Here is a 23,973-nt window from a genome sequence, read left to right on the forward strand (position 1 = left end):
AACTTGTTCTCACAGGTAGAGGCCAGAAAACGTGAGACATCTGACTGTCGTGGCAATTTGATTGTGCATCGATATTCGTGCCAGACTTAGCACCACTCCGACGTCGGCGCCACCGCCCTTCGGCGGGGGTTTATGGCAGTGTTGCCAGGGCTCACCCGCCCGTGCCATGACGCTTCGGACGTTCTGCGGCCATCGTGATCGCGCACCCCGGAAGCTTCACCCTCAGTTGTCGTTCGTGGAGCAACTGTGAGGATCAGCGCCGATCCTCACGGTTACTTCTCAGTAACCCGGCCCCGAGTGAGCCTGGACTTAGCAGGAGTGTCATCGTGTCCATCGTGTCCGAACCCACCACACCGCAGAAGGTCGAGCTGACCGACGAGGAGATCTTCGCCGGCCACATCGGGGGGAAGCTCTCGGTTGAGACCACGACCGCCCTCGATACGCAGCGCGCCCTGTCCATCGCCTACACGCCCGGCGTCGCGCAGGTCTCCCGCGCCATCGCCGCCGACGAAACCCTCGCCGACCGGTACACCTGGACCAGCCGCCTGGTGGTCGTCGTCTCCGACGGCTCCGCGGTACTCGGCCTCGGGGACATCGGCCCGCGGGCCTCGCTTCCCGTGATGGAGGGCAAGTCCGCCCTGTTCAAGAACTTCGCGGGCCTGAACTCGATCCCGCTGGTCCTCGACACCAAGGACCCCGACGAGATCGTCGAAACCCTGATCCGGCTGCGCCCGAGCTTCGGGGCCGTCAACCTGGAGGACATCTCCGCACCGCGCTGCTTCGAAATCGAACAGCGCGTCATCGAGGCCCTGGACTGCCCGGTCATGCACGACGACCAGCACGGCACCGCCATCGTCGTCCTGGCCGCCCTCAAGGGTGCGGTCAAGGTCCAGGACCGCGACATCCACCAGCTGCGGGTCGTCATCTCCGGTGCCGGCGCCGCCGGTGTCGCCTGCGCGAACATCCTGCTCGCCGCCGGGATCGCCGATGTCACGGTGCTCGATTCGAAGGGCATCGTCTCCGCCGACCGCAAGGACCTGAACGAGGTCAAGGTCGATCTGGCCGCGCGCACCAACCCGGCCGGCCGCCGCGGCGGCACCGCCGAAGCCCTCGACGGCGCGGATGTGTTCCTCGGGGTGTCCGCGGGCACCGTGCCGGAGGAGCTGATCGCGACGATGGCGCAGGATTCGATCGTGTTCGCGTTGTCGAACCCGGACCCGGAGATCCACCCGGACATCGCCCGCAAGCATGCGGCGATCGTGGCCACCGGGCGCAGTGACTTCCCGAACCAGATCAACAATGTGCTGGCCTTCCCGGGGGTGTTCCGGGGTGCGCTCGATGCCGGTGCCCGCCGGATCACCGAAGGTATGAAGCTCGCCGCCGCCGAGGCAATCCTCTCGGTCGTCGGTGACGAGCTGGCTGTAGACAAGATCGTTCCCAGCCCGCTCGATCCTCGCGTCGCCCCCGCTGTCGCGGAGGCAGTCGCCGCCGCTGCCCGTGCAGAAGGCGTCACCGACTAGCGAGAATCCGTCGAGCACCCCGATCCGGAACCCGCACCCACGGTTCCGGTGTCGGGGTGTTTGCCGTTGGGTGACGTGTTCGCTATTACGCGCGTTCGGCGATCTGTTGGGCGCTCGGGTTGCGGCGCAGGCGGCCGGTCCCGGGAACGGACGCCCACACCGCCAGCGCGAGCAGGCCGTCCACGACCAGAGCGAGGATCGTCACGAGCAGCGCACCGACAAGCACCCGGTCGTACTGGCGCAGGGCCAATCCGTCGAAGATGTAGCGGCCCAGGCCGCCGAGATTGACATACGCAGCAACCGTAGCAGTCGCGATGATCTGCAGGGTGGCGTTGCGCAGCCCGCCGAGCATGAGCGGCAGCGCATTCGGGGCCTCGACACGCGTGAGGACCTGCCACTCGGTCATCCCCATCGCGCGGGCGGCGTCCACGACCGTCCGGTCGACGTTCGCAACACCCGCGTACGTGCCCGCGAGCACCGGCGGGATTCCGAGGATCACCAGGGCGAGGATCGGCGGGATCAGTCCCAGTCCGAGCAGCAGCACCAGAAACGTCAGCAGACCCAGTGTCGGCAGCGACCGGAGCGCGTTGACGAGACCGACCACGACCACGTCACCCTTGCGCAGATGCCCGATGATCAGACCGATCGGCACCGCGACCACCGCGGACAGTGCGACCGCCAGGAAGCTGTACCAGAGGTGCTCGAGGATGCGGGCGCCGATTCCGGTGCTGCCCGACCAGTTTCCCGGATCGACGATGTACTCCCATGCGCCGCCGAAGATGTTCACGAAGCCTCCCCTGCGGCCGGGGCCGCCGACTGTCCCGCGACCAGCGGCGTGCGCCGGACCTTCTGCTGCCGGGTCCACGGTGTCAGTGCCCGCCCGACCAGGAACAGCAGCAGGTCGAACGCGAGGGCCAGAACGACGATCGCGATGATCCCGGCGAGGATCTGGTCCGGATAGTCTCGCTGGTAGCCCTGGGTGAACAGCGTGCCGAGACCGCCGATCCCGATCAGCGAACCCACCGACACCAGAGAGATGTTGGTCACCGCCACCACTCGCACGTTCGCGACGAGAACGGGTAGCGCGAGGGGCAATTCGACGGTCAGGGCCCGGCGGAGCCGGGTGAAACCCATCGCGGTGGCGGAGTCGACGACGTCGGCGGGAACGGAGTCGAGGGCCTCGGGCACGGCACGGATGAGCAAAGCGGTGGAGTAGATCGTCAGCGCGATCACCACATTGAGCGGGTCCAGGATCTGCAGTCCGACGACGGAGGGGATCGTCACGAACAACGCCAGCGACGGGATCGTGAACGCGATGCCCGCGACGATCAGCGTGATCTTCCGCAGCCAGGACGCACCCCGGATCGCGGTCCCGACCGGGACCGCGATGAGTAACCCGATCAGCAGTGGAACCAGTGCGAGATAGAGATGGGTCTTCGTCAGGTCGACGACGACCGAGAAGTTGTCGATGAGCCATCGCATGGGATCACGGCCCGTCCGGGGTCGCCGGTGGGGCAGTGAAGTAGTGCTCACCCCGCGCGCGATCCTCGGCTGCCCGCTGCTCGGCCAGCTTCGCGATCACCTCGGAGCCGAGGATGCCGCCGGTGACCGTGCCGTCGGCGTCGACGGCCACTCCGATGCCCGACGGCGAGGAGATGGCCGCGTCCAGGGCCTGCCGCAGGTCGGCACCGGGGGAGAAGAGGGATCCGCCCGCCGCAGTGCATTCGGAGACGGGCCGTCCGGCCCGCGCCCCCTCGACGCCGGTGACGTCGATCCAGCCCCGCGGAACGCCCGCATCCGTGACGACCAGGACCCATTCACCTTGTTCGAGCCGGAGCCCGGGCAACTCCTTCTCGGTCGCCGTCCGGATGGTGTGCAGCGGAACCTGATCTGCCGTCCGGAACGACAGCCCGCGGTACCCGCGGTCGCGTCCGACGAACGAGGCGACGAAATCGGTGGCCGGCGCGGACAGCACCGTGTCGGGCGCGTCGTACTGCTGCAACCGGCCACCCGGCCCGAAGACGGCCACCCGGTCGCCGAGCTTGACGGCCTCGTCGATGTCGTGGGTGACGAACACGATCGTCTTGCGCATCTCGGCCTGCAGGCGCTGCATCTCGGCCTGCAGGTCTTCGCGGACAACGGGATCGACGGCGCTGAACGGCTCGTCCATCAGCAGGATCGGCGGGTCGGCGGCCAGCGCCCGCGCGACCCCGACGCGTTGCTGCTGCCCGCCGGACAGCTGCCCGGGATAGCGGGATGCCAGCGCCGGATCGAGTCCGACGCGTTCGAGCACCGCCAACGCGGCCTTGCGGGCGTTGCGTCGTGAGTCGCCGCGCAGCACCGGCACGGTCGCGACGTTGTCGACCACCGTGCGGTGCGGCAGCAGTCCCGCGCTCTGGATGACGTAGCCGATGCCGAGTCGGAGCTTCACCGCGTCGGTTTGGGCGATGTCGCGGCCGTCGACCGTGATCGTTCCCGCGGTCGGGGTGATCATCCGGTTGATCATCCGCATCGACGTGGTCTTGCCGCAGCCGGAGGGCCCGACGAAGACCGTGAACGATTCGGCGTCGATCTCGAGGTCGAGGTTGTCGACCGCCGTCGTGCCGTCCGGGTACTGCTTGGTGACTCCCGAGAATGTGATCACGGCAGGCTCCTCACGAGACCGGCTTGTCGAGCCCCTGGTCCGTCACCCACTGCTTCGCGGCCGCCGCCGGCTCGGTTTTCGCGTCACCCGACACGGAATCGTTGAGCGCGACAAGCTCTTCGGTGGTCAGCTTCGCCGACAGTGCGTCGAGCGCCCGGGTCAGCTTGTCCGAGGACTTGGTGGCGCGTACCACCGGCACGACGTTCTGCGCCGCGAAGTTGTTCTGCGGATCCGCGAGCACCACGAAACCGTTCTGCGCGATCGCCGGGGACGTCGTGAAGATGTCGGCGGCCGTGATCTGTCCCGCCGCGAGGGCGTCCACCGTGGCGGGACCGCCGCCGTCGGCGATCGGGACGAAGTTGTCTGCTGTGATGTCGAGGCCGTACTTGGCCTTCAGGCCGGGCAGGCCACCGGGACGTTCCTGGAATTCGGCGGGAGCACCGAACTTCACCTCGTTCGAGTGCGCCGCGAGATCCGCGATGGAGGTGAGGTTCCAGCGCTGCGCCGTCTCCTTCGTGACGACGACGGCGTCCTTGTCCTCGGCCGGGGCCGGTGTGGTGATCGTCAGTTCCGAACCCAGCGCGGCAGGCAGCGCGGCGTCCACGTCGGCGGCGCTCGTGGCCGTCGAATCGGGGTCGAGATACTGCAGCAGGTTGCCCGTGTAGTCGGGGATGACGTCGATCGACCCGTCCTCGAGCGCAGGGATGTAGGCCTCACGGCTGCCGATGTTGAACTTCGTCGTCACGTCGAACCCGTTGGCGCGGAGGACCTCGGTGTAGATGTTCGCGACCGTCTCCGATTCGGGGAAGTTCGCGGATCCCACGATGATCGTGTTGGGGTCGTCACCCGATCCGTCGCCGCCGGCGGACAGGGGGTCGGATCCGCCGCCACCGCACGCCGCGAGCGACACGACGGCGACCGTCGCGAGAGCGATACTGCCAACGGAGCGGCGGGCGAAGCCCGACAGAATTCGTGAGGTGCGCATGAGCGTCCTTCCCGTTGTCACCGGCGCCGGACCTGCCGACGGAAGCCGGTGGACGCGTGTCCGCGCCATCGGTTGGCCAGTGTAACGATAGGGGCGGACAGAGCACGGTTTTCGACCAGCTCGAGGTAAACGAAAGGCGCGACGTGGCACACACACGGACAGACGGATCGGCCGAGCGCCCGGCGGCATGGTCCCGGGCCCTGATCGCCGGGTTCGCACTGCTGCTGGTCGCGGGGGCGGCGTCGGGATGCGCAGGCGGTGACACGACCCTCGACGGTTCCGCGGGGCAAGGGCAGGGCGAGATCGTGGTGGGTGCGGGTGACGGCGCGGAGAGTCGGATCCTGGCCGAAATCTATGCCGGTGCCCTGCGTTCGACTGGGGCGTCGGTCATCACCGACGGGGGACTCGGCGACCGGACCACGTACCTCGGACAGCTCGATGCCGGAAACGTCAACCTGGTGCCGGAGTTCACGGGCCGGTTGCTGCGCTACTACGACCCCGAATCGACGGAGACGGAACAGGACGAGGTGTTCGAGGCGTTGAGCAAGGCTCTGCCACAGGGGCTTTCGATCTCCGACTTCGCGGCCGCCGAGGACAGGTCGGCGCTGGCCGTGACCTCGCAGACGTCCGGGCAGCTGGATCTCACCACCCTGGACGAACTCGTTCCCTCGTGCACCACCAGTACAGCCGTGCTGGCCCCGGCGTTCGAGGCCGACGCGCTTCCCGACCTCACCGGCTGCACGTTCGCGCAGATCCGGACAGTGGCCGACGACGCGGCCGCCGTCGGCGAACTCGCCGCTCCGGCACCGTCGGACGGAGCCGTGCGGGTGGCCGGGGTGACCACCGCGTCACCGGACGTCTCGGACGCCGATCTGGTGCTGCTGGCGGACGACGAGCACGTGTTCACCGCACAGAACGTGGTGCCGCTGTTCCGGATCGGAACTCTCACCGAAGCCCAGCTGAAGGCACTGAACGTCGTGGCGGGTGAGCTGACGACCGCGGACCTGGCCGACATGATCGGCCAGGTCCGCGGTGGTGCCGATTCAGCCGACGTGGCGCGGGTGTGGCTCGACGCTCATCTGTGAACCCAGGAACGCCCCGAGTTCGGCGACCGCATCCGCGGCCTCGCGGACCAGGGACGCCTGTAGGTGGGCGACGTGCCACAGCCGGGCGTACTCGGTGAGCGTGACGTCCACATCCGACTCGTTCAGCTTGTCGACGAATTCCATGATCTGCGGGTAGAGCACCTCGTCCACCCCGACATGGATCAGCGTCGGCGGCAGTCCCGCCAGATTTCCGTGCAGCGGTGCGTAACCCGGATCGTGTGCGTCCCCGTTGCCCAGGTACTTCTCGGCGGCGTCGAACGACCACGCCGTGTTGACCACGAGATCCCGGTCCCGGGACGTGTCACGCCTGCCGGGATCGACCCACGGAGCGATCAGCGCCAACGCGGCCGGAGTCACACCGTGCCGGTCGATCAGGCGGCGCGCCGTGGCGACCGTGAGGCCACCGCCCGCCGAATCGCCCGCGATGGCGAGTTGCTCTGTCTCGTAACCGTGTTCGGTGTTCAGCTCCATGTACGCCGCGACCGCGTCCTCGAGCCCGGCCGGGAACGGATGCTCCGGGGCCAGCCGGTAGTCGAGGGTGTAGACGACGCTGCCGGATTCCCTGGCGATGTGAGCGGCCAGCGAACGGTGCGTGGCGAGCGAACCGATCGTGTACGCCCCGCCGTGCAGGTAGAGCACCGCGGTCCGGCGTTCGGTGGGTCCCACCGTGATTCGCTCCGCCGGCCGCCCGGCCAGCGAGGTCGGGCGGACGACGGCACCTGCGGGCACCTGCTGCAACGGAGCGCCGAGGTCGAGGAGCGCCCGCTGCACGGTGTACGGAAGCCGGGCGTTGAGGCTGAGTCGGTAGAACGGCCGGAGGGCCGTCGCGACGACCGGCAGCGGCAGGTGGAAGCTCATCGGTACCTCAGTTCGACTTCGGGAGGACTCGTCCGGCGACGAGGGCAACCACACGCTGGTAACTCGGTCCGACGAGCCGCACCCAGGCGTCGAGGAACTTGGCGTCGGCGCCGATCAGGACGCGCGGCTTGCTCTTGCGAACTCCGTTCACGATGGTCTCGGCAGCCGCCTCCGGCGTGGTGCGGGCAAGCTTCTGGTCGAAGAACTTCGCGAACGTGTCGAGGTCCTCACCCGGTCCCGCGGTGGCGTTGCGGGCAATGGCCGTCTTGATGCCACCGGGGTGCACACACGTCACCTTCACGGGGTGCTTGGCGATCAGCATCTCCTGGCGCAGCGACTCGGTGAAACCGCGCACCGCGAACTTCGCCGAGTTGTACGCGCTCTGACCCGGCATGGACAGCAGACCGAAGAGGCTGGAGACGTTCACGACGTGGCCGTCGCCCGACGCGATGAGATGCGGCAGGAAGGCCTTGGTGCCGTTGACGACTCCCCAGAAGTCCACGTCCATGATCTTCTCGATGTCCTTGAACTCGGACTTCTCGAACTCACCGTGGTAGGCGATGCCGGCGTTGTTGTACACCTGGTTGATCTTGCCGAAGTGCGCCCGCACCTCGTCGGCGTACGCGAGCACCGCTTCGCGCTGGGTGACGTCCAGGTGATCGGCCTTGACCTCGGCGCCCAGCGCCTCGGCCTGGCGTGCCGTCTCGGCGAGCCCGACCGTGTCCATGTCCGAGATCGCCAACCTGGCACCCCGGCGTGCCAGGTTGAGGGCGAGCGCCCTGCCGATACCGGAACCGGCTCCGGTGATCACGACTACCTTGCCTGCGAACTCGCTCACTGTGCTGTCACCTTGTCGTCGTCGAGGTCGATCTGTGCCGGGATGGCGGAGGGGCCGGGGGTCTTGCCGTTCACGTGCACGGGTGCAGGCAGATCGGCGGTGGCCACGCTGTCGTACGCGGTGAGGTCGAAGCGCTTCGTCTCGTTCCGGAACTGGAACGTGAAGCCCGGCCACAGCGTGGTGTTGTTGCCGTGCTTGTCGAGGTACCAGCTCGCGCACCCACCGTTGTTCCAGACGCTGTGCGACAGCTTCTCCTGGAGTTCGGCGTTGTACCGGTCCTGGGCGTCCTGACGGACCTCGATCTTGCCGATGCCGTACTTGTCGAGCGTCTGAAGGGCGTCGACGAGGTAGTTGAGCTGCGACTCGATCATGAAGACCATCGAGGTGTGGCCCAGACCCGTGTTCGGGCCCACCAGGAAGAACATGTTGGGGAAGTTCGCGATCGCCGCGCCCTTGTAGCCCTGCTGGCCGCCCTCGTCGAAGACGTCGGCGAGCGAGCGGCCGTCCTTGCCGAAGATGCCCTCGAACGTGGGGGAGTCGGTGACGTGGAAGCCGGTGGCGACGACGATGGCATCGACCTCGCGGACGGTGCCGTCCTTCGAGACCACCGAGTCGGCCGTGACCTCGGCGATGCCGTCGGTCACCAGGTCGACGTTGTCCTGCGCGAGGGTGGGGTAGTAGTTGTTCGAGATCAGCATGCGCTTGCAGCCGATCTGGAAGTTCGGCGTGACCTTCTTGCGCAGATCCTTGTCCTTGATCTGGCGGCGCAGGTGGCGCTCGGCCGCGAGCTGCAGCGGCTTCATGAAGACCGGGGCCTTCGCGAGTCCGACGACCTGGCTCTCGCGCATCCAGTAGATACCGGTGCGGCACAGCTTCTGGAAGCCGGGAAGGTACTTGAACGCGGCGTGCTCGAGCTTCGTGTACTCGCGGTCCGCGCGGGGCAGGATCCACGGCGCCGTGCGCTGGTACACGTCGAGGTGCGACACCTTCTTGCCGATGGCGGGCACGATCTGGATCGCCGAGGCGCCGGTGCCGATGACGGCGACGCGCTTGCCCGTCAGGTCGGCGTCGTGGTTCCAGCGGGCGGAGTGGAAGATCTCGCCCTGGAAGCCTTCGATGCCCTTGATGTCGGGGAGGGACGGCTCGCACAGTGCGCCGACCGCGGAGACGAGGACCTTCGCGACGAAGTTCCCCTTCGTGGTGGTGACCTCCCAGCGGGTGGTCGACTCGTTCCAGTGGGCGGACTGCACGTCACAGCCGAAGAGGTGCTTGTCGCGCACCTTGTACTTGTCGGCCACCGACTGGATGTACTTCTGGATCTCCGGCTGCGTCGAGAACGACCGGGTCCACTCCGGGTTCAGTGCGAACGAGTAGGAGTACAGATGTGAGGGAACATCGCACGCCGCACCCGGGTACGTGTTGTCTCGCCAGGTACCACCGACGTCGGTGCCGCGTTCGAGCACGAGGAAGTCGGTCTTGCCTGCCTGGGTCAGCTTGATCGCCGCGCCGAGGCCGGCGAACCCGCTGCCGATGATCAGCGTGTCGATGTGCCGGACACCTGCGGTGGCGGCGGAAGTATCTGTGACGGGGAGACTCATGTAAGAAACCATAGGGCGCTATTGAGGGGCAGTCAATAGCCTATTGACCTTCATTCAGTAGTCTTGTCTCATGGACGTCGTGAAGCGGACCCGTCTCAGCCCCGAACAACGGCGCGCGCAACTGATCGATCTCGGTGCGAAGATGCTGGCGCAGCGCCCGCTCGAGCAGATCTCCGTCGAGGACATCGCCGATCAGGCGGGTGTCTCCCGCGGCCTCCTGTTTCACTACTTCGCGTCCAAGCACGACTTCCACCTCGAGATCGTCCGGCACACCAGCAGCGAGATGCTCGCCCGCACCGCCCCCGACCCGTACGTCGGGGAAGCGCGGGATCCGATGCAGATCCTGCGCTCGGTGCTCGCGTCGTACGTCGACTACGTCAGCGAGAACCGTGGCACGTACGTGTCGCTCCTGCGGGGAACGGCGAGTGGCGACCCGGACATGCGCGCCGTCTTCGAGGAGACCCGGGCCGTGATGTCCGCACGGACCCTCGAACAACTGCCCGCGATCGGTGTCGAGCCCACCCGGGCGGTCGAACTCGCCGTCCGCGGCTGGATCGCCTACGTCGAGGAAGTCACGATCACCTGGCTGCGCGACCCACACCTGACCCGCGACGAACTGATCGAACTCAACGTCCAGGCCCTCCCCGCGCTCGCCATCGCCGCCGCACCCGAGATCGCCGCCGCGCTGGTGTCGGCCACCACCACCTGACACCCCTAGTACTCGGGGTACACCCGTAATACCCGCGGGTGACACCGGTTTCATTCCCCGGCGTGACGTGGCGACGCATGCGACGTTCCTAGCGTTCTCGTCATGACCACCCTCGATCTCCGCTCCCGCATCGTCGAGTCCCGCCAGGTGCCGCTGGCGGTGATGGTCGGTGCGATGACCGCCCTCGCACTCGTGTGCGCCGTCGGACTCCTCGTCGACGACCGGACCGTGCTCGGGGTGTCCGTGTGGCTCAAACCGCTGAAGTTCGCGGTCTCCTTCGCGCTCTACGGGGCCACCCTGGCGTGGATGCTGACCCTCCCGCACCGAGGCAGCCGATGGACGCGGGCCATGGCGACGGTGTTCGCCGTGACCGGCATCATCGACGTCGGATTCATCGCGGTGCAGGCTGCGCGCGGAACGTTCAGCCACTTCAACACGTCCGACGACGCCGTCAACACTATCGGCCAGTACGTGTTCATGACCGGTGTCCCCGGACTGTTCGTCGCGAACCTCGTGATCGCCCTGATACTGCTGTTCCAGCGCGTGGGGGATCGTCCCCTGACCCGCGCCATCCATGCGGGCCTGTTCCTGGCGGTGGCCGGGATGGCACTCGGCTACCTCATGGGATTTCAGGGCCGGCAGACCACGACCGACGCGAACGGCCGCGTCGTCGAACTCGCCGCGCGGCACAGTGTCGGCGTCACCGACGAGAATCCGGGACTGCCGGTCACCAACTGGAGCACGTCCGGCGGCGACCTCCGCATCCCGCACTTCGTCGGACTGCACGGCCTGCAGGTGATGCTGATCGGCGCGCTCGTCCTGAGCGTCCTCGCGTCGCGGATACCCTGGCTCCGCAGCGAGGGAACCCGAGCCTCCCTGATGGCCGTGCTGGCGCTCGCCTACGCCGGGCTACTCGCCCTGCTCACGTGGCAGGCGTTCCGCGGCCAGCCGCTGATCCACCCCGACGCGCTCACCCTCGCCGCCCTCGGCGGACTCCTCGCCGCCACCGCCCTCGCCGTCCGGGCCGTGAGGTCGCGGGCGGAGGAGTCCGAACAGCAGGCGGGACCGGCCTAGAGATGCCGCAGGAAGCGGTCGGGTCCGTCGAGGAACGACCGCCAGTTGCGGACGAGGTCGAGCTGATTCCACTCGGGGTAGTCGATGCCCTCGTCGGTGAGTTCCCAGATCTCGGCGCCGGGCGCGGCGGAGAGGAGGGGAGAGTGCGTCGCCATGATCACCTGCGAGCCCTCCTCGGCGAGATCCGAGATGACCCCGAGCAGCGCCAGGCAGGACTGGAACGACAGCGCGGCCTCCGGCTCGTCCAGAATCCACAGGCCCACCCCGATCGGACGGTCGGCGACGTACCGCAGGAACGACTGGCCGTGCGAGAGCTGATTGAACGACAGATCGTCCTCGCGGGGACGTGACTCGTCGGCCGCACCGAACAGCGAATGCATCGACTCGGCACGCAGGAAACACCCGCCGTACGGCTGCGGCCGGGCGCCGACACACGTGAGGTGAGTGCCGAGATCCGCGTCCTCGGGGCTGGAACCCGCCGACCACAACCGGTCCTGCGCCCCGCGGAACCCACCCTGCCAGGCCGCGGCGATCGACTCGACCAGCGTCGACTTCCCGACACCGTTCTCACCCACGATCACCGTGACCGGCCGCTCGAATGCCAGCCCGTTGTCGCACAGTTCCGTCACCGAGGGCAGGTCCAGATACCACGAAGCCGGGTCGAATCCGCTCCGTGGAGTGAACTCGACCCGGCTCAGTGGCAGATCAGTCAAACGCTCAGCTGAACGCTTCGTCGATGATCTCCTGCTGTTCCACAGCGTGCACCTTGCTCGAACCCGAGGACGGTGCCGACATCGAACGACGCGAGATGCGCTTGATCCCGGACAGCTTGTCGGGCAGCAACTCGGGCAGAGCGAGACCGAAGAACGGCCACGCACCCTGGTTGGCCGGCTCCTCCTGAACCCACCGGAACTCGGTGGCGTTCGGGTAGCGGTCCAGCGTCTCGCGGAGACGACGACTCGGAACCGGGTACAGCTGCTCGATGCGGACGATCGCGATGTCCTCGCGGTTGTCCTTCTGCTTCTTCGCCAGCAGCTCCCAGTACAGCTTGCCGCTGACGAGGAGGACACGACGCACCTTGTCGCGTTCGGCGTCGCCCGTCTCGTACGTGGGCTCCTCGAACACCGAGCGGAACTTGCCGGTGGTGAAGTCCTCGACGTCGGAGACCGCGGCCTTGTTCCGCAGCATCGACTTCGGTGTGAAGACGACCAGCGGGCGGCGGATTCCGTCGAGCGAGTGACGACGCAGCAGGTGGAAGTAGCTGGCCGGGGTGGACGGCACCGCCACGGTCATCGAACCCTCGGCGCACAACTGCAGGAAGCGCTCGATACGACCGGACGTGTGGTCGGGACCCTGACCTTCGTGGCCGTGCGGCAGCAGCAGCACGACGTCGGACAGCTGACCCCACTTGGCCTCACCGGACGAGATGAACTCGTCGATGATGGACTGCGCGCCGTTGACGAAGTCACCGAACTGCGCCTCCCACAGCACCAGCGCGTCCGGGTTGCCCACGGAGTAGCCGTACTCGAAGCCGACGGCGGCGAACTCGCTGAGTGCGGAGTCGTAGACGAGGAACTTGCCGGGGTTCTCGCTGCCCAGGTTCTGCAGCGGGGTGTACTCGGCGCCCGTCTTGCGGTCGATGAGGACCGAGTGACGCTGCGTGAACGTGCCGCGCTTGGAATCCTGGCCGGACAGGCGAACCATCTTGCCCTGGTCGACCAGCGAACCGAATGCGAGCAGCTCGGCGAACGCCCAGTCGATCTTGCCCTCGCGGGACATTTCGCGGCGCTTCTCGATGACCGGCTTGACGCGCGGGTGCACGGTGAAGCCCTCGGGCACGTTGACGAACGCGTCGCCGATCCGCTCGAGCACCGACTCGTCGACGGACGTCTTCAACTTCGTGGGCAGCACCTGGTCGAGCTCGACCGACTCACTGGGCTCCGGCGTGTACTTCTCGAGTTCGCGAACCTCGTTGAACACCCGTTCCAGCTGGCCCTGGTAGTCGCGGAGTGCGTCTTCGGCTTCCTTCAGCGAGATGTCGCCGCGGCCGATCAGGGATTCGGTGTAGCTCTTACGCACGCTGCGCTTGGTGTCGATCACGTCGTACATCGCCGGCTGCGTCATCGACGGGTCGTCGCCCTCGTTGTGACCGCGACGGCGGTAGCAGATCATGTCGATGACGACGTCCTTCTGGAACTTCTCCCGGAAGTCGACAGCGAGCTGAGCGACCCAGACGCAGGCCTCGGGGTCGTCGCCGTTCACGTGGAAGATCGGCGCGCCGATCATCTTCGCGACATCGGTGCAGTACTCGGACGAACGCGAGTACTCCGGGGCGGTGGTGAAACCGACCTGGTTGTTGACCACGATGTGCACGGTGCCGCCGGTGCGGTACCCGCGCAGCAGTGCCAGGTTCAACGTCTCGGCCACGACACCCTGACCGGCGAACGCGGCGTCGCCGTGCAACATGAGCGGCAGGACGGTGAAGCCGTCCTCACCCTTGTCGAGGATGTCCTGCTTCGCGCGGACCAGGCCCTCGAGGACCGGGTCGACCGCCTCGAGGTGCGACGGGTTGGCCGTCAGCGACACCGTGATGTCGTTGTCGCCGAACATCTGGATGTACGTGCCCTCGGCGCCGAGGTGGTACTTCACGTCGCCGGAGCCGTGCGCGGCCGCCGGGTTCATGTTGCCCTCGAACTCCGTGAAGATCTTCGAGTACGGCTTGCCGACGATGTTCGCGAGAACGTTGAGGCGACCACGGTGCGGCATGCCGATGACGACCTCGTCGAGCTGGTGCTCGGCGGCCTGGTCGATGACGGCGTCCATCATGGGGATGACGGACTCGGCGCCCTCGAGGGAGAAGCGCTTCTGCCCGACGTACTTGGTCTGCAGGAACGTCTCGAACGCCTCGGCGGCGTTGAGCTTGCTCAGGATGTACTTCTGCTGAGCGACCGTGGGCTTGACGTGGTGCGCCTCGACCCGGTCCTGCAGCCACTGCTGCTGCTCCGGCTCCAGGATGTGCGTGTACTCGACACCGACGTGGCGGCAGTACGCGTCGCGCAGCACGCTGAGCACGTCGCGCAGCTTCATCTTCTCCTGGCCGTGGAAGCCGCCGACCTTGAACTCGCGGTCGAGATCCCACAGGGTCAGGTCGTGCGTGCGGACGTCCAGGTCCGGGTGGCTGCGGAACTTGTCCTTGACGAACTGCAGCGGATCCGTATCGGCCATCAGGTGGCCACGGTTGCGGTACGCGGCGATCAGCTCGAGAACACGGGTGTTCTTGTCGACGGCGCCTTCGGGCACGTCCTTGCGCCAGCGGACCGGCTCGTACGGGATGTGCAGCGCGTGGAAGATCTCGTCGTAGAACTCGTCGCTGATCAGCAGGTTGTGGATGGTCCGGAGGAAGTCGCCGGACTCGGCACCCTGGATGATGCGGTGGTCGTACGTCGAGGTCAGCGTCATGAGCTTGCCGACGCCGATCTCGGCCAGACGCTCGTCGCTCGCGCCCTGGAACTCGGCGGGGTATTCCATCGCGCCGGCACCGATGATGGCGCCCTGGCCGTTCATCAGACGCGGCACGGAGTGCACGGTGCCGATGCCGCCGGGGTTGGTCAGCGAGATCGTGACACCCGAGAAGTCCTCGGCGGTGAGCTTGCCGTCACGCGCGCGCCGGACGATGTCCTCGTAGGCGCTGTAGAACTGCGTGAAGTTGTGGGTGTCGGTGTTCTTGATCGCGGCGACGACGAGGGACCGGCTGCCGTCCTTGCCCGGCAGGTCGATGGCCAGACCGAGGTTGGTGTGTGCGGGGGTGACCGCGTTGGGCTTGCCGTCGATCTCGGCGAAGTGCCGGTTCATGTTCGGGAACGCCTTGACCGCCTGCACGATCGCGTAACCCAGCAGGTGCGTGAACGAGATCTTGCCGCCGCGGGTACGGGCGAGGTGGTTGTTGATGACGATCCGGTTGTCGAACATCAGCTTCGCAGGGATGGCGCGAACGCTGGTGGCGGTCGGAATGGCCAGCGAGGCCGACATGTTCTTGGCGACGGCAGCAGCTGCGCCGCGGAGAACCTTCGACTCTTCTACCGCAGGAGCGGGAGCGGACGCCTTCGCGTCCTTCGCCGCGGTCTCCTTCGCGGGTGCGGCCTTCTTGGGGGCCTCGGTCTTCGGGGCAGCAGCCTTCGGAGCTGCACCGTTGGGTGCAGTCTTGGGCGCGGCGCCGTTGGCCGTCTTGGTCTGAGGCTTGGGTGCGGTCTCGGACTCGGGAACCGGGGGAGTCGACGCCTTGGCGGAGGGAGCGGCAGCAGGTGCGGCGGTGGTGGTGCCGTTCGTGCCGTGTCCGTTGGCTGCGCCTGCCTTGGCGGCGGCGTCGGGAGAGTAATCCGTCAGGAATTCGTGCCAACTCGCGTCCACGGACGACGGATCGTCCTGGAAACGCTGGTACATCTCGTCAACCAACCACTGGTTCTGTCCGAACTGGGATGTAGAGCTGCTGCTCACGGCAGGTGTTCGCCTCGTTTCTATTTCGGTACCCGATCAGAGCGCCTATATACATGAGACTAGCCCTCGCGTGTGACGTGTAAATCGCCAGGCCCGCACGTGTGAGCTGTCTCACGGCCAACCGATGGGGTCACCATCGATGACGGTTCTCGCCCCGCGATTATTCCCCGACCCGGTCTCCGCCGCATCCCACAGTCCCGAATAGTGGCCACCGGCATAGCGCAGAGTGGCGTGCGATCCGGTCTCGACCACCCGTCCCTTGTCGATGACGAGGATCACATCTGCCCGGGCCGCGGTGGCCAGTCGGTGGGCCACCACCACCGACGTCCGGGTCCGGGTCACACGGCTGCTCGCCTCGAGAACTACCTGCTCGGTGGCCGGATCGAGCGTCGCGGTCGCTTCGTCGAGCAGCAGCAGATCGGGGTCGACCAGCTCGGCCCGGGCGAGCGCGATCAGCTGGCGCTGGCCCGCCGACAGTCCCTGCCCGCGCTCGCCGATGGGGTGATGCATCCCACCCCGCAATCCGGCGATCGTGCCCAGCGCTCCGACCGCGCGGGCAGCGTCCTCGATCTCCTCGCGGCTCGCATCCGGGCGGCCGTACGCGATGTTGGTGGCAACGGTCCCGGTGAACAGGTGCGCCTCCTGGGGGACGACGCCGAGGCGCCCGCGGTACGCGCCGAGCGGGTACCGGCGGAGGTCCACGTCGTCGACGAGCACCGCGCCGGACGTCGGGTCGTAGAAGCGGGCGAGCAGTTTCACGATGGTCGACTTGCCCGCACCGGTCCGGCCGACCAGGGCGACGGTGGTGCCGGCGGGGATGTGCAGGTCGATGCCGGTCAGGGCGTCGCTGTCGGCGCCCTGGTAACGGAACCCGACGTCGCGCAGGCACAGCTCGCCGCGCAGATGCCCGTCGATCGGCTGGAGGTTCTCCCGTGACGTCGCCCGCTCGATGGAACTGGGAGTGCGGAGCAGGTCCCCGATCCGGAGCAGACCGACACTGGCCTGCTGGTACCCGTCGAACACCTGTGACAGCTGCTGGATGGGCCCGAACAGCAGCCCGAGGTACAGCACGAAGGCGACGAGTGTTCCGGTCGTCGTGTCGCCTGCCGCGACCTGCCGCGCGCCGACGAACACCACGGCGGCCAGGGCGAGATCCGAGAGGAACGCGATGAACGGGAAGTACAGCGAGATCGCCCGCTGCGACCGCATCCGGCTGCGCCGGTAACTGTCGGCCCGCTCCGCGAACCGGCGGGCGGCGAACCCCTCGCGGCGGTACGCCTGGGCCGCGCGGAGCCCGGCGATGTTCTCCTGGAAGTCGGCGTTGACGAGCGAGATCCGCTCACGCGAGACCGTGTACGCCACCGAGGAGATCCGGCGGAAGATCAGCGTCGCGACGACGAGCGGCGGGATGACGGCGAGCGCCACCAGCGCGAGCGTGACGTCGGTGGCGACGAGGGCGACGGAGATGCCGAGGACGGTCAGGACGCTCACCACGGCGGTGGACATCCCGGTCTGGATGAACGACGACAGCGCGTCGACGTCGGTGGTCATCCGGGTCATGATGCGGCCGGACAGTTCGCGCTCGTAGTAGTCGAGCCCGAGCCGCTGCAGGTGGGCGTAGCTGCGCACCCGCAACCCGAACAGCACACGTTCCCCCGCTCGGGCGGTGAGGACCGTCATCAGTGCGACGACGAGCCAGCCGGCGACCACGAGAGCGACGCCGACCCCCGCCGCGGTCCACAGCGTCGCGGAGTCCTGCGGGACGACACCGCGGTCGATCGCGAACCGGACGATCGACGGGAACGCGATCCCCGCGAGCGAGTCGAGCGCGAGGCAGACGACGACGGCGACGAGGAGGGCACGGACCGGCCGCAGGATCCGCGACAGCCGGAAGTCGGGCTCGGGCAGGCGCAGGTTCCGGGTGTCGATGCCCGGGCTCTCGACGGCGGGCGGAAGCGCATCCACGGCCTGCCGAAGCTCCGGGGTCGCGGCTACGTTGCCCAGCGCTCCCGCCATCGGTCCGCCGGCGGTGCGGCCACCGCCGGGGCCCGCACCGGACGCCGGGGTGCGGCCGGACGAGGCGGACGAGCCGGGCACGTCCCACTCCTCGACGTCCTCCGGCCACAACTCGGACTCGGACGGCATGCGCTGATACGGCATCGGCTCGCTCGGCGCGGGGAGGCTGACGTCGATGGGGCCGGCGTTGTCGGGGGAGGCGAACAGTGCGCGGAAGAGCGGGCACCGTTCGTCGAGTTCGGCCACCGTGCCGGAATCGATGATCCGTCCGCCGTCGAGCACGGCGACGCGGTCGGCGAGCGACAGGGTCGAGCGGCGATGCGCCAGGATCAGCGCCGTCCGCCCGCGATTCGCCCGCAGCGCCGCGAAGATCGACGCCTCGGTGGTGGCGTCGACGGCGGAGGTCGCGTCGTCGAGGATCAGCACCCTCGGGTCGGTGAGGAGTGCGCGTGCCAGCGCGATCCGCTGCCGCTGCCCGCCGGAGAGGGTGAGACCGCGTTCGCCGACCACGGTGTCGTACCCGTCCGGCAACGCGGAGACGAACTCGTCGGCGGCGGCCATGTCGGCGGCGGCGCGGATCTCCTCGGCGCTGGCGTCGGGCCTGCCGAGGGCGATGTTGGCCGCGATGGTGTCGGAGAAGAGGAACGGCTCGTCGAACACGAGGCCGACGGCTTCGCGCAACTGCTCGGCGCTCAGCTGCGAGACGTCGAACGACTCGCCCGCCGACGTGAGGGACACGGAACCCGCGGATGGTGCGTAGAAGCGGGGGAGCAGCAGCGACAGGGCGGTTTTGCCGGAGCCGGCCATACCGACCACCGCGACCGTCTCGCCGGGCGCGATGCGCAGGTCGAGTCCGCGGAGGATGTGCCGGTCCGGTTCGAATCCGAACGTGACCGCCCGCAGGTCCACACCCAGCGGTCCGCCGGGCAGTGCGGTGGGGTGCGGCGGGTCCGCGACCTCCGGTTCGGCGTCGATCACCTCGTACACGCGCTCGACGGCGGCCCGGGACAGCTGGGCCATGATCACGACCGACGACAGCGTGCGGGTGACGGCGGTCATCGTGGCGACGTATGTGGCGAAGGCGAGGAACGTGCCGATCGTGATGGAACCGTGCAGGGCGAGGTAGCCGCCGACCGCGATGACGCCGACGAGACCGAGCTGGGGCAGTGCCGCCATGGTCGGAGCGAAGCGCGCATTGATCCGGGCGGCTCGCAGGCGTTCGGCGTACAGCGTCCGGCTGTGGTCTTCGAGCTGGTCGACGGCCCGGCGCTCCTGGCCGAACCCCTTGACGACGCGGACACCGGTGACGGTCTCCTCGACGTGCTGCGCGAGGTCGGCTGCCCGTTGCTGCGCCGACCAGGTGGCCGCGAACAGTTTCGGGCGCATTACGTAGACGACGAGGCACACGGCGGGGACGATCACCAGCGCGACGACGGTCAGCAGCGGTGACAGCCAGGCCATGATGCCGAGCGCGAGGACGAATTGGAGCAACGCGCCCGCCGACAACGGGACCATGGCGAGCAGGCCCTGCACCAGCTGGAGGTCGGTGATGGACCGCGAGACCACCTGTCCGGTGCGGATCTGATCCTGCCCCCGCCCGTCGAGGCGTTGCAGCGCGCCCAGCAGACCCAGCCGCAGATCGTGCTGGACGTCGAGCGACAGCTTGCCTGCGAGCATCCGGCGGCCGTACTGGCAGCCGAAGCGGACGCACGCGAGCAGTGCGATGAGCAGGGCGGCGATGCCGATCACTCGAGTGGCACTACCCGAGCCCGCGGCATCGACCGCGTACTTGGTGAGGAGGGGGAACGAGATGTCGATCCCGGCGGCGACGACCGTCACGGACAGGGCGCCGAGTGCGACACGGCGGTGCGCCCAGCACTCACCGCTCAGCCGTCGAATCCAACCCGGCCGTGCCTGATCCTGCTCCAGCGTCTGCTCCCGTTCGATCACCGAACCGGACGCACTCTCACTTGCCACTGGATCCACGTTAGCGCCGGGTACCGACAGGGGCGGCACCCGGCGCTGCGTCAAGTGATGTCGCGCTGCCGGGTGAGCGCCCAACCGCCGCCGACGAAGACCGCCGTCCACACGAGCAGGGCGAGGGGCGCGGTGGGCCAGAGCGTCAGCCAGTCGATCTCGTTGCCGGCGGCCGCGTTCGCGACCGTCCCGAGGGTGGCCGACACAGGGAGGACACTGCCGACGGATCCGATGCCGATCCCGCTGAGGATCGACCGGAGGATCATCTCGCCGAGGGTGTACCAGACCACGAGGGCGATGCAGCTGCCGACGGACGAGCCGGTGAGCATCGACACGCCGCCGCCGATGAGCGCCCACAACGCCCCGCAGATCAGGGCCGCCCCGAGCATGGCGAACAGGGATCCGCGCAGTTCGAAGGTGTCCCCGCCGAACGTCAGCAGCAGGGCGACGCTGACCACCTCCACCACGAGGCAGTAGAAGAAGCCGAAGGCCGCGGTGACGGCGAGCTTGGTGCCGATCACCCCGTCCCGGCCGCGGGCGGTGAGGAACGTGGTGGTGAGCGTCTTGTACCGGAATTCCGTGCCCACGTTCACCGCCCCGAAGACCGCGGCGAACAGGACGACGAGGGCGACGGCGACCGCCAGGCCGAACAGGGTGGCGGCGAGGTTGGCCTCGTTCGGATCGGCCTCGAACGCGTCGGTGAACGCGCGCATCACGGGCAGGGTGATCGCGCTCGAGAACATCCCGACGATCAGTGGCGCCAGACCGAGCATCCACCAGAACCGCAGTGTGGTGACCTTGCGGAATTCCGCGGTGAGCAGCGCTGTCATCGCGGACCTCCGGACATCGGACCGTGCTGGGGGTGTGCGGGTGGCGGACCGTAGCCCGGTTGCGGGCCGTACCCGGGTGGCGGACCGTAACCCGGTTGCGGGGCGTACCCGGGAGGTGCGTACCCGGGCTGGGGCGCGTACGTCGGCGGCTGGCCGTACCCCGAGGGCGCGGCGGCACTCGCTCCGGCCACGTACTGGCCTGCGGTCATCGACAGGAAGAGTTGCTCCAGGTCGATGTGATCGCCGACGGCGCCGAAGATCGTCACCCCGGCGTCCGCGGCGACGGACTCGACGAGTTCGAGGGACGCGCCGACGACGGCGAGGCGTCCGTCGGCGAGCGAACGGGCATCGACGATGCCCCTGGCGGCGAGGGCGGTGGCCAGGGCGGGCGGGCTCGAGGACGCGACCAGCAGCCTGCTCTGCTGCGACTTGCGCAGCTCCTCCATGCGTCCCTGATAGACGAGGGCGCCGCGGCTGACGATCACCAGATTGTCGACGGTCTGTTCCACTTCGCGGAGGATGTGGCTCGAGATCAGCACGGTCCGGCCGGATGCGGCGAAGCCCTTGAGGAACTCGCGCAGCCAGGCGATGCCCTCGGGGTCGAGTCCGTTGGCCGGTTCGTCGAGGATCAGGATTCGCGGATCACCCAGCAGCGCCGTCGCCAGCGACAGCCGCTGGCGCATGCCGAGGGAGAAGCCGCCCGCCTTGCGCCCGGCGACGTCCTCCAGTCCGACGAGCGCGAGCACCTGCAGTGCGCGTCCGTCCGGTACCCCGATCGCGGACGCGTACACCTTCAGGTGGTCGAGCGCCGTGCGGTTGGGGTGCAGGCTCTGCGAGTCCAGGACGGCGCCGACCGTGCGCGCGGGGTCGACGAGCGATTTGATCGGCACACCGGCGACCGTGGAGGCGCCCGACGTCGGCTTCACGAGACCGAGGATCATCCTCAGTGTCGTGGTCTTGCCGGACCCGTTGGGCCCGAGGAATCCGGTGATCGATCCCTGCGGCACGGTGAAGCTGAGGTCCGTGACGGCGTCGACGTTCTTGAAGCGCTTCGACAGCCCCCGCACCTCGATCGGCGCCGCGAAACTTCCCGGGATTGCTGTGGTCAACCCGTCCTCCCCTGCCACAATCGAATGGAACTGTTTCGACCCTACTGGGCTGCCGTGCCGAGATTCACCAACTGACGTACAGGGCGTCTGCGACGGCGCATGCTGAAACCAATCGATTGGGGACGTACATGAGCAAGCACCACCATCACCATCGCGACGTCATTTCTCCCGCCTACACGGGGCGCCTCTCGATCGATCCGTTTCCGGCGCTGCGGCTGCCGGACGAGGAAACCGATCCCGAGGCCGCGTACCGGTTCATCCACGACGAGTTGATGCTCGACGGCAGTTCGCGGCTGAACCTCGCCACGTTCGTCACCACATGGATGGATCCCGAGGCCGACAAGCTGATGGCCGAGACGTTCGACAAGAACATGATCGACAAGGACGAGTATCCCGCGACCGCGGCGATCGAGTCCCGGTGCGTGTCGATGGTGGCCGATCTGTTCCACGCTCCCGACCTGTCGACCACCGACCCGGCCAGCGCCACCGGCGTCTCGACGATCGGTTCGAGCGAGGCGGTCATGCTCGGTGGTCTCGCGCTCAAGTGGCTGTGGCGGGCGAAGCGGGAGGCGGCCGGGAAGGACACTGCGCGCCCGAATCTGGTGCTCGGCAGCAACGTGCAGGTGGTGTGGGAGAAGTTCTGCCGGTACTTCGACGTCGAGCCGAAGTACCTGCCGATGGAGAAGGGCCGCTACGTCATCACGCCGGAGCAGGTTCGGGACGCGGTCGACGAGAACACGATCGGAGCGGTCGTGATCGTGGGCACCACCTATACGGGGGAGCTCGAGCCGGTGGCGGCGATCGCGGACGCTCTCGACGACCTCGCCGCGTCCGGCGGCCCAGACGTCCCGATCCACGTGGACGCGGCGAGCGGTGGCTTCGTCGTTCCCTTCCTGCAGCCGGAGTTGTTGTGGGACTTCCGGGTTCCGCGCGTGGCCTCGATCAACGTGAGTGGCCACAAGTACGGTCTGACGTATCCGGGGATCGGGTTCGTGGTGTGGCGCGACAAAGAACACCTTCCCGAGGGGCTGGTGTTCCGGGTCAACTACCTGGGCGGCGACATGCCGACGTTCACCCTGAACTTCTCGCGGCCCGGCAATCAGGTGGTGGGGCAGTACTACAACTTCCTGCGACTGGGCCGGGCCGGCTACCGGTCGATCATGCAGACGTTGCGCGACACCGCAGTTCGCGTGGGCAAACGCATCGCCGAGATCGACGGCTTCACCCTGATCACGGACGGCACCGACATTCCGGTGGTGGCGTTCGAACTCGTCGGTGACCCCGGGTTCACGGTCTTCGACGTGTCACACGAGCTGCGGGCGCGGGGGTGGCAGGTGCCCGCCTACACGATGCCCGCCGACGCGGAGGACGTGGCGGTCCTGCGCATCGTCGTGCGCGAGGGCTTCAGCGCCGATCTCGGATCCCTCGTCGCCGAGGCGATCGAGGAAGTGTGCGCCGAACTCCGCGAGAAGGGTGGCGGGCGTTCGACGGAACAGCACTTCGCCCACTAACGGCTCGCCCGGCGGTTCACGCTTGGATCGCGCGGAGTTCGTCCGGCCAGCGGGCCGGGGCGGGCCCGAACGCTTCACGCGCGTTCTTGACGACACCCTTGCCGATGGCCCGGTTGCCCGCGCCGCCGATGGCCGCGCCGATGCCTGCGGGCACGAGCTTGCCGAGGACCAGCGCGCTGCGGCGGGCGGCGTACTTGGTGATGAACTTGCGCACCAGCCTGCTGTTCATCCCCTTCATGGTGGGGCCGGGTATGCGGCTGGTGATGGCGCTCGCCCAGTTCTTCGCCGTCACGCCCGTCGCCTTCTGGACGATTTCCATGCCCGATTCGCCGAGCGCCACCGACAGGACGAGTGCGCGCCGCTGCTGGTGGTCGGCGGCGGAGATGCCGTGCACCGATGCGACCGCGAGAGTGAGCAGCGCCGCCGCTTCGAGGAAGAACGCCGATTCGGCGCCCACCGCCGCGATGGACGCGATGGTGCCGACCCCGGGAATCGCGGCGGTGGCGCCGACTGCGCTGCCGCTGCCCGTCACGGCCAGCAGGAACATCTTCTCCATCCGCTCGACGATCTGCGCGGGCGACTCACCGGGGTGCGAGCGCCGGACCCATTCGACGTACTTCGCCACCGCGGGAGCCTGGAGACGGCTTCCGTTGTCGAGGACCGAGACCAGTACCTTCTCCACCGGTCCACCATTGCCAGCCATC

General features: G+C 68.0%; 18 protein-coding genes. 5 read left to right on the plus strand and 13 right to left on the minus strand.

Going from position 1 to position 23,973, the window contains the following annotated elements; genetic code table 11:
* Nucleotides 1-326 precede the first annotated feature (326 nt).
* Complete coding sequence (locus tag ACLIVD_RS11865) at nt 327-1,520, plus strand: NAD(P)-dependent malic enzyme (RefSeq protein WP_491932498.1); 1,194 nt, start codon at nt 327-329, stop codon at nt 1,518-1,520.
* 85 nt (nt 1,521-1,605) lie between these two features.
* Here the strand turns inward: ACLIVD_RS11865 and ACLIVD_RS11870 are convergent, their stop codons facing one another.
* Genes ACLIVD_RS11870 through ACLIVD_RS11885 form a run of 4 tightly spaced genes read right to left on the minus strand, consistent with a single transcriptional unit; the run spans nt 1,606 to nt 5,149 of the window.
* On the minus strand, nt 1,606-2,307 hold the full coding sequence (locus tag ACLIVD_RS11870; RefSeq protein ID WP_283332897.1) for an ABC transporter permease: 702 nt from the start codon (nt 2,305-2,307) through the stop codon (nt 1,606-1,608).
* Entirely contained in the window at nt 2,304-3,002 is a 699-nt protein-coding gene (locus tag ACLIVD_RS11875) for an ABC transporter permease (protein WP_005239327.1), read from the minus strand. The genes ACLIVD_RS11870 and ACLIVD_RS11875 overlap by 4 nt, the downstream gene beginning before the upstream one ends.
* A gap of 4 nt (nt 3,003-3,006) precedes the next feature.
* Nucleotides 3,007-4,164, minus strand: a complete 1,158-nt coding sequence (locus ACLIVD_RS11880; protein ID WP_283332898.1) for an ABC transporter ATP-binding protein — start codon at nt 4,162-4,164, stop codon at nt 3,007-3,009.
* Between the two features lie 10 nt (nt 4,165-4,174).
* Nucleotides 4,175-5,149 (minus strand): ABC transporter substrate-binding protein, encoded by a 975-nt coding sequence (locus tag ACLIVD_RS11885; RefSeq protein WP_283332899.1) that lies wholly within the window; start codon nt 5,147-5,149, stop codon nt 4,175-4,177.
* A gap of 143 nt (nt 5,150-5,292) precedes the next feature.
* Here ACLIVD_RS11885 and ACLIVD_RS11890 point away from each other — a divergent pair, with 143 nt between their 5' ends.
* Nucleotides 5,293-6,234 (plus strand): ABC transporter substrate-binding protein, encoded by a 942-nt coding sequence (locus ACLIVD_RS11890; RefSeq protein ID WP_283332900.1) that lies wholly within the window; start codon nt 5,293-5,295, stop codon nt 6,232-6,234.
* On the opposite strand, the gene ACLIVD_RS11895 is transcribed toward ACLIVD_RS11890, so the two are convergent.
* The 3 genes from ACLIVD_RS11895 to ACLIVD_RS11905 are packed head-to-tail and all read right to left on the minus strand — an operon-like array spanning nt 6,193 to nt 9,549.
* Entirely contained in the window at nt 6,193-7,113 is a 921-nt protein-coding gene (locus tag ACLIVD_RS11895) for an alpha/beta hydrolase (RefSeq protein WP_283332901.1), read from the minus strand. The genes ACLIVD_RS11890 and ACLIVD_RS11895 overlap by 42 nt on opposite strands.
* 7 nt (nt 7,114-7,120) lie before the next feature.
* The gene (locus tag ACLIVD_RS11900; RefSeq protein WP_283332902.1) at nt 7,121-7,951 is read right to left on the minus strand and encodes an SDR family NAD(P)-dependent oxidoreductase; all 831 of its coding nucleotides are present in this window, start codon (nt 7,949-7,951) and stop codon (nt 7,121-7,123) included.
* Nucleotides 7,948-9,549, minus strand: a complete 1,602-nt coding sequence (locus ACLIVD_RS11905; protein WP_283332903.1) for a flavin-containing monooxygenase — start codon at nt 9,547-9,549, stop codon at nt 7,948-7,950. The genes ACLIVD_RS11900 and ACLIVD_RS11905 overlap by 4 nt, the downstream gene beginning before the upstream one ends.
* Nucleotides 9,550-9,619: 70 nt before the next feature.
* Between ACLIVD_RS11905 and ACLIVD_RS11910 the strand changes: the two genes are divergently transcribed.
* Entirely contained in the window at nt 9,620-10,258 is a 639-nt protein-coding gene (locus ACLIVD_RS11910; RefSeq protein WP_283332904.1) for a TetR/AcrR family transcriptional regulator, read from the plus strand.
* Between the two features lie 102 nt (nt 10,259-10,360).
* Complete coding sequence (locus ACLIVD_RS11915; protein WP_283332905.1) at nt 10,361-11,332, plus strand: hypothetical protein; 972 nt, start codon at nt 10,361-10,363, stop codon at nt 11,330-11,332.
* Here the strand turns inward: ACLIVD_RS11915 and ACLIVD_RS11920 are convergent.
* The 5 genes from ACLIVD_RS11920 to ACLIVD_RS11940 all read right to left on the minus strand — a co-directional run bounded on the left by ACLIVD_RS11920 (nt 11,329) and on the right by ACLIVD_RS11940 (nt 21,758).
* Complete coding sequence (locus tag ACLIVD_RS11920; protein ID WP_283332906.1) at nt 11,329-12,045, minus strand: AAA family ATPase; 717 nt, start codon at nt 12,043-12,045, stop codon at nt 11,329-11,331. The two genes, ACLIVD_RS11915 and ACLIVD_RS11920, sit on opposite strands and share 4 nt — an antisense overlap.
* Before the next feature lie 4 nt (nt 12,046-12,049).
* Nucleotides 12,050-15,826, minus strand: a complete 3,777-nt coding sequence (locus ACLIVD_RS11925) for a multifunctional oxoglutarate decarboxylase/oxoglutarate dehydrogenase thiamine pyrophosphate-binding subunit/dihydrolipoyllysine-residue succinyltransferase subunit (protein ID WP_280783523.1) — start codon at nt 15,824-15,826, stop codon at nt 12,050-12,052.
* 111 nt (nt 15,827-15,937) lie between these two features.
* Nucleotides 15,938-19,819 carry an ABC transporter ATP-binding protein gene (locus ACLIVD_RS11930; protein WP_491932499.1) on the minus strand — a complete coding sequence of 1,294 codons (3,882 nt, stop codon included), beginning with the start codon at nt 19,817-19,819 and terminating at the stop codon, nt 15,938-15,940.
* Between the two features lie 50 nt (nt 19,820-19,869).
* Nucleotides 19,870-20,649: an ABC transporter permease gene (locus ACLIVD_RS11935; RefSeq protein ID WP_283332908.1), complete on the minus strand. Its 780-nt coding sequence runs from the start codon at nt 20,647-20,649 to the stop codon at nt 19,870-19,872.
* The gene (locus ACLIVD_RS11940; protein ID WP_283332909.1) at nt 20,646-21,758 is read right to left on the minus strand and encodes an ABC transporter ATP-binding protein; all 1,113 of its coding nucleotides are present in this window, start codon (nt 21,756-21,758) and stop codon (nt 20,646-20,648) included. Before ACLIVD_RS11940 ends, ACLIVD_RS11935 begins: the two co-directional genes overlap by 4 nt.
* 128 nt (nt 21,759-21,886) lie before the next feature.
* Here ACLIVD_RS11940 and gad point away from each other — a divergent pair, with 128 nt between their 5' ends.
* Complete coding sequence (gad, locus tag ACLIVD_RS11945; protein WP_491932500.1) at nt 21,887-23,269, plus strand: glutamate decarboxylase; 1,383 nt, start codon at nt 21,887-21,889, stop codon at nt 23,267-23,269.
* Nucleotides 23,270-23,285: 16 nt separating this feature from the next.
* Here the strand turns inward: gad and ACLIVD_RS11950 are convergent, their stop codons facing one another.
* A complete protein-coding gene (locus ACLIVD_RS11950) occupies nt 23,286-23,972 on the minus strand; it encodes a hypothetical protein (RefSeq protein ID WP_491932501.1) in 687 nt (228 codons plus the stop codon).
* Nucleotide 23,973 lies beyond the last annotated feature (1 nt).

The sequence above is a fragment of the Rhodococcus sp. G6(2025) genome (genome assembly GCF_058628105.1).

Bases quoted from the DNA above. Each gene is read 5' to 3' on its own strand.
- ACLIVD_RS11910 (WP_283332904.1), top strand. From the start codon at position 9,620: ATGGACGTCGTGAAGCGGACCCGTCTCAGCCCCGAACAACGGCGCGCG.
- gad (WP_491932500.1), top strand. From the start codon at position 21,887: ATGAGCAAGCACCACCATCACCATCGCGACGTCATTTCTCCCGCCTAC.
- ACLIVD_RS11935 (WP_283332908.1), bottom strand. From the start codon at position 20,649: ATGACAGCGCTGCTCACCGCGGAATTCCGCAAGGTCACCACACTGCGG.
- ACLIVD_RS11915 (WP_283332905.1), top strand. From the start codon at position 10,361: ATGACCACCCTCGATCTCCGCTCCCGCATCGTCGAGTCCCGCCAGGTG.
- ACLIVD_RS11875 (WP_005239327.1), bottom strand. From the start codon at position 3,002: ATGCGATGGCTCATCGACAACTTCTCGGTCGTCGTCGACCTGACGAAG.
- ACLIVD_RS11885 (WP_283332899.1), bottom strand. From the start codon at position 5,149: ATGCGCACCTCACGAATTCTGTCGGGCTTCGCCCGCCGCTCCGTTGGC.
- ACLIVD_RS11905 (WP_283332903.1), bottom strand. From the start codon at position 9,549: ATGAGTCTCCCCGTCACAGATACTTCCGCCGCCACCGCAGGTGTCCGG.
- ACLIVD_RS11950 (WP_491932501.1), bottom strand. From the start codon at position 23,972: ATGGCTGGCAATGGTGGACCGGTGGAGAAGGTACTGGTCTCGGTCCTC.
- ACLIVD_RS11895 (WP_283332901.1), bottom strand. From the start codon at position 7,113: ATGAGCTTCCACCTGCCGCTGCCGGTCGTCGCGACGGCCCTCCGGCCG.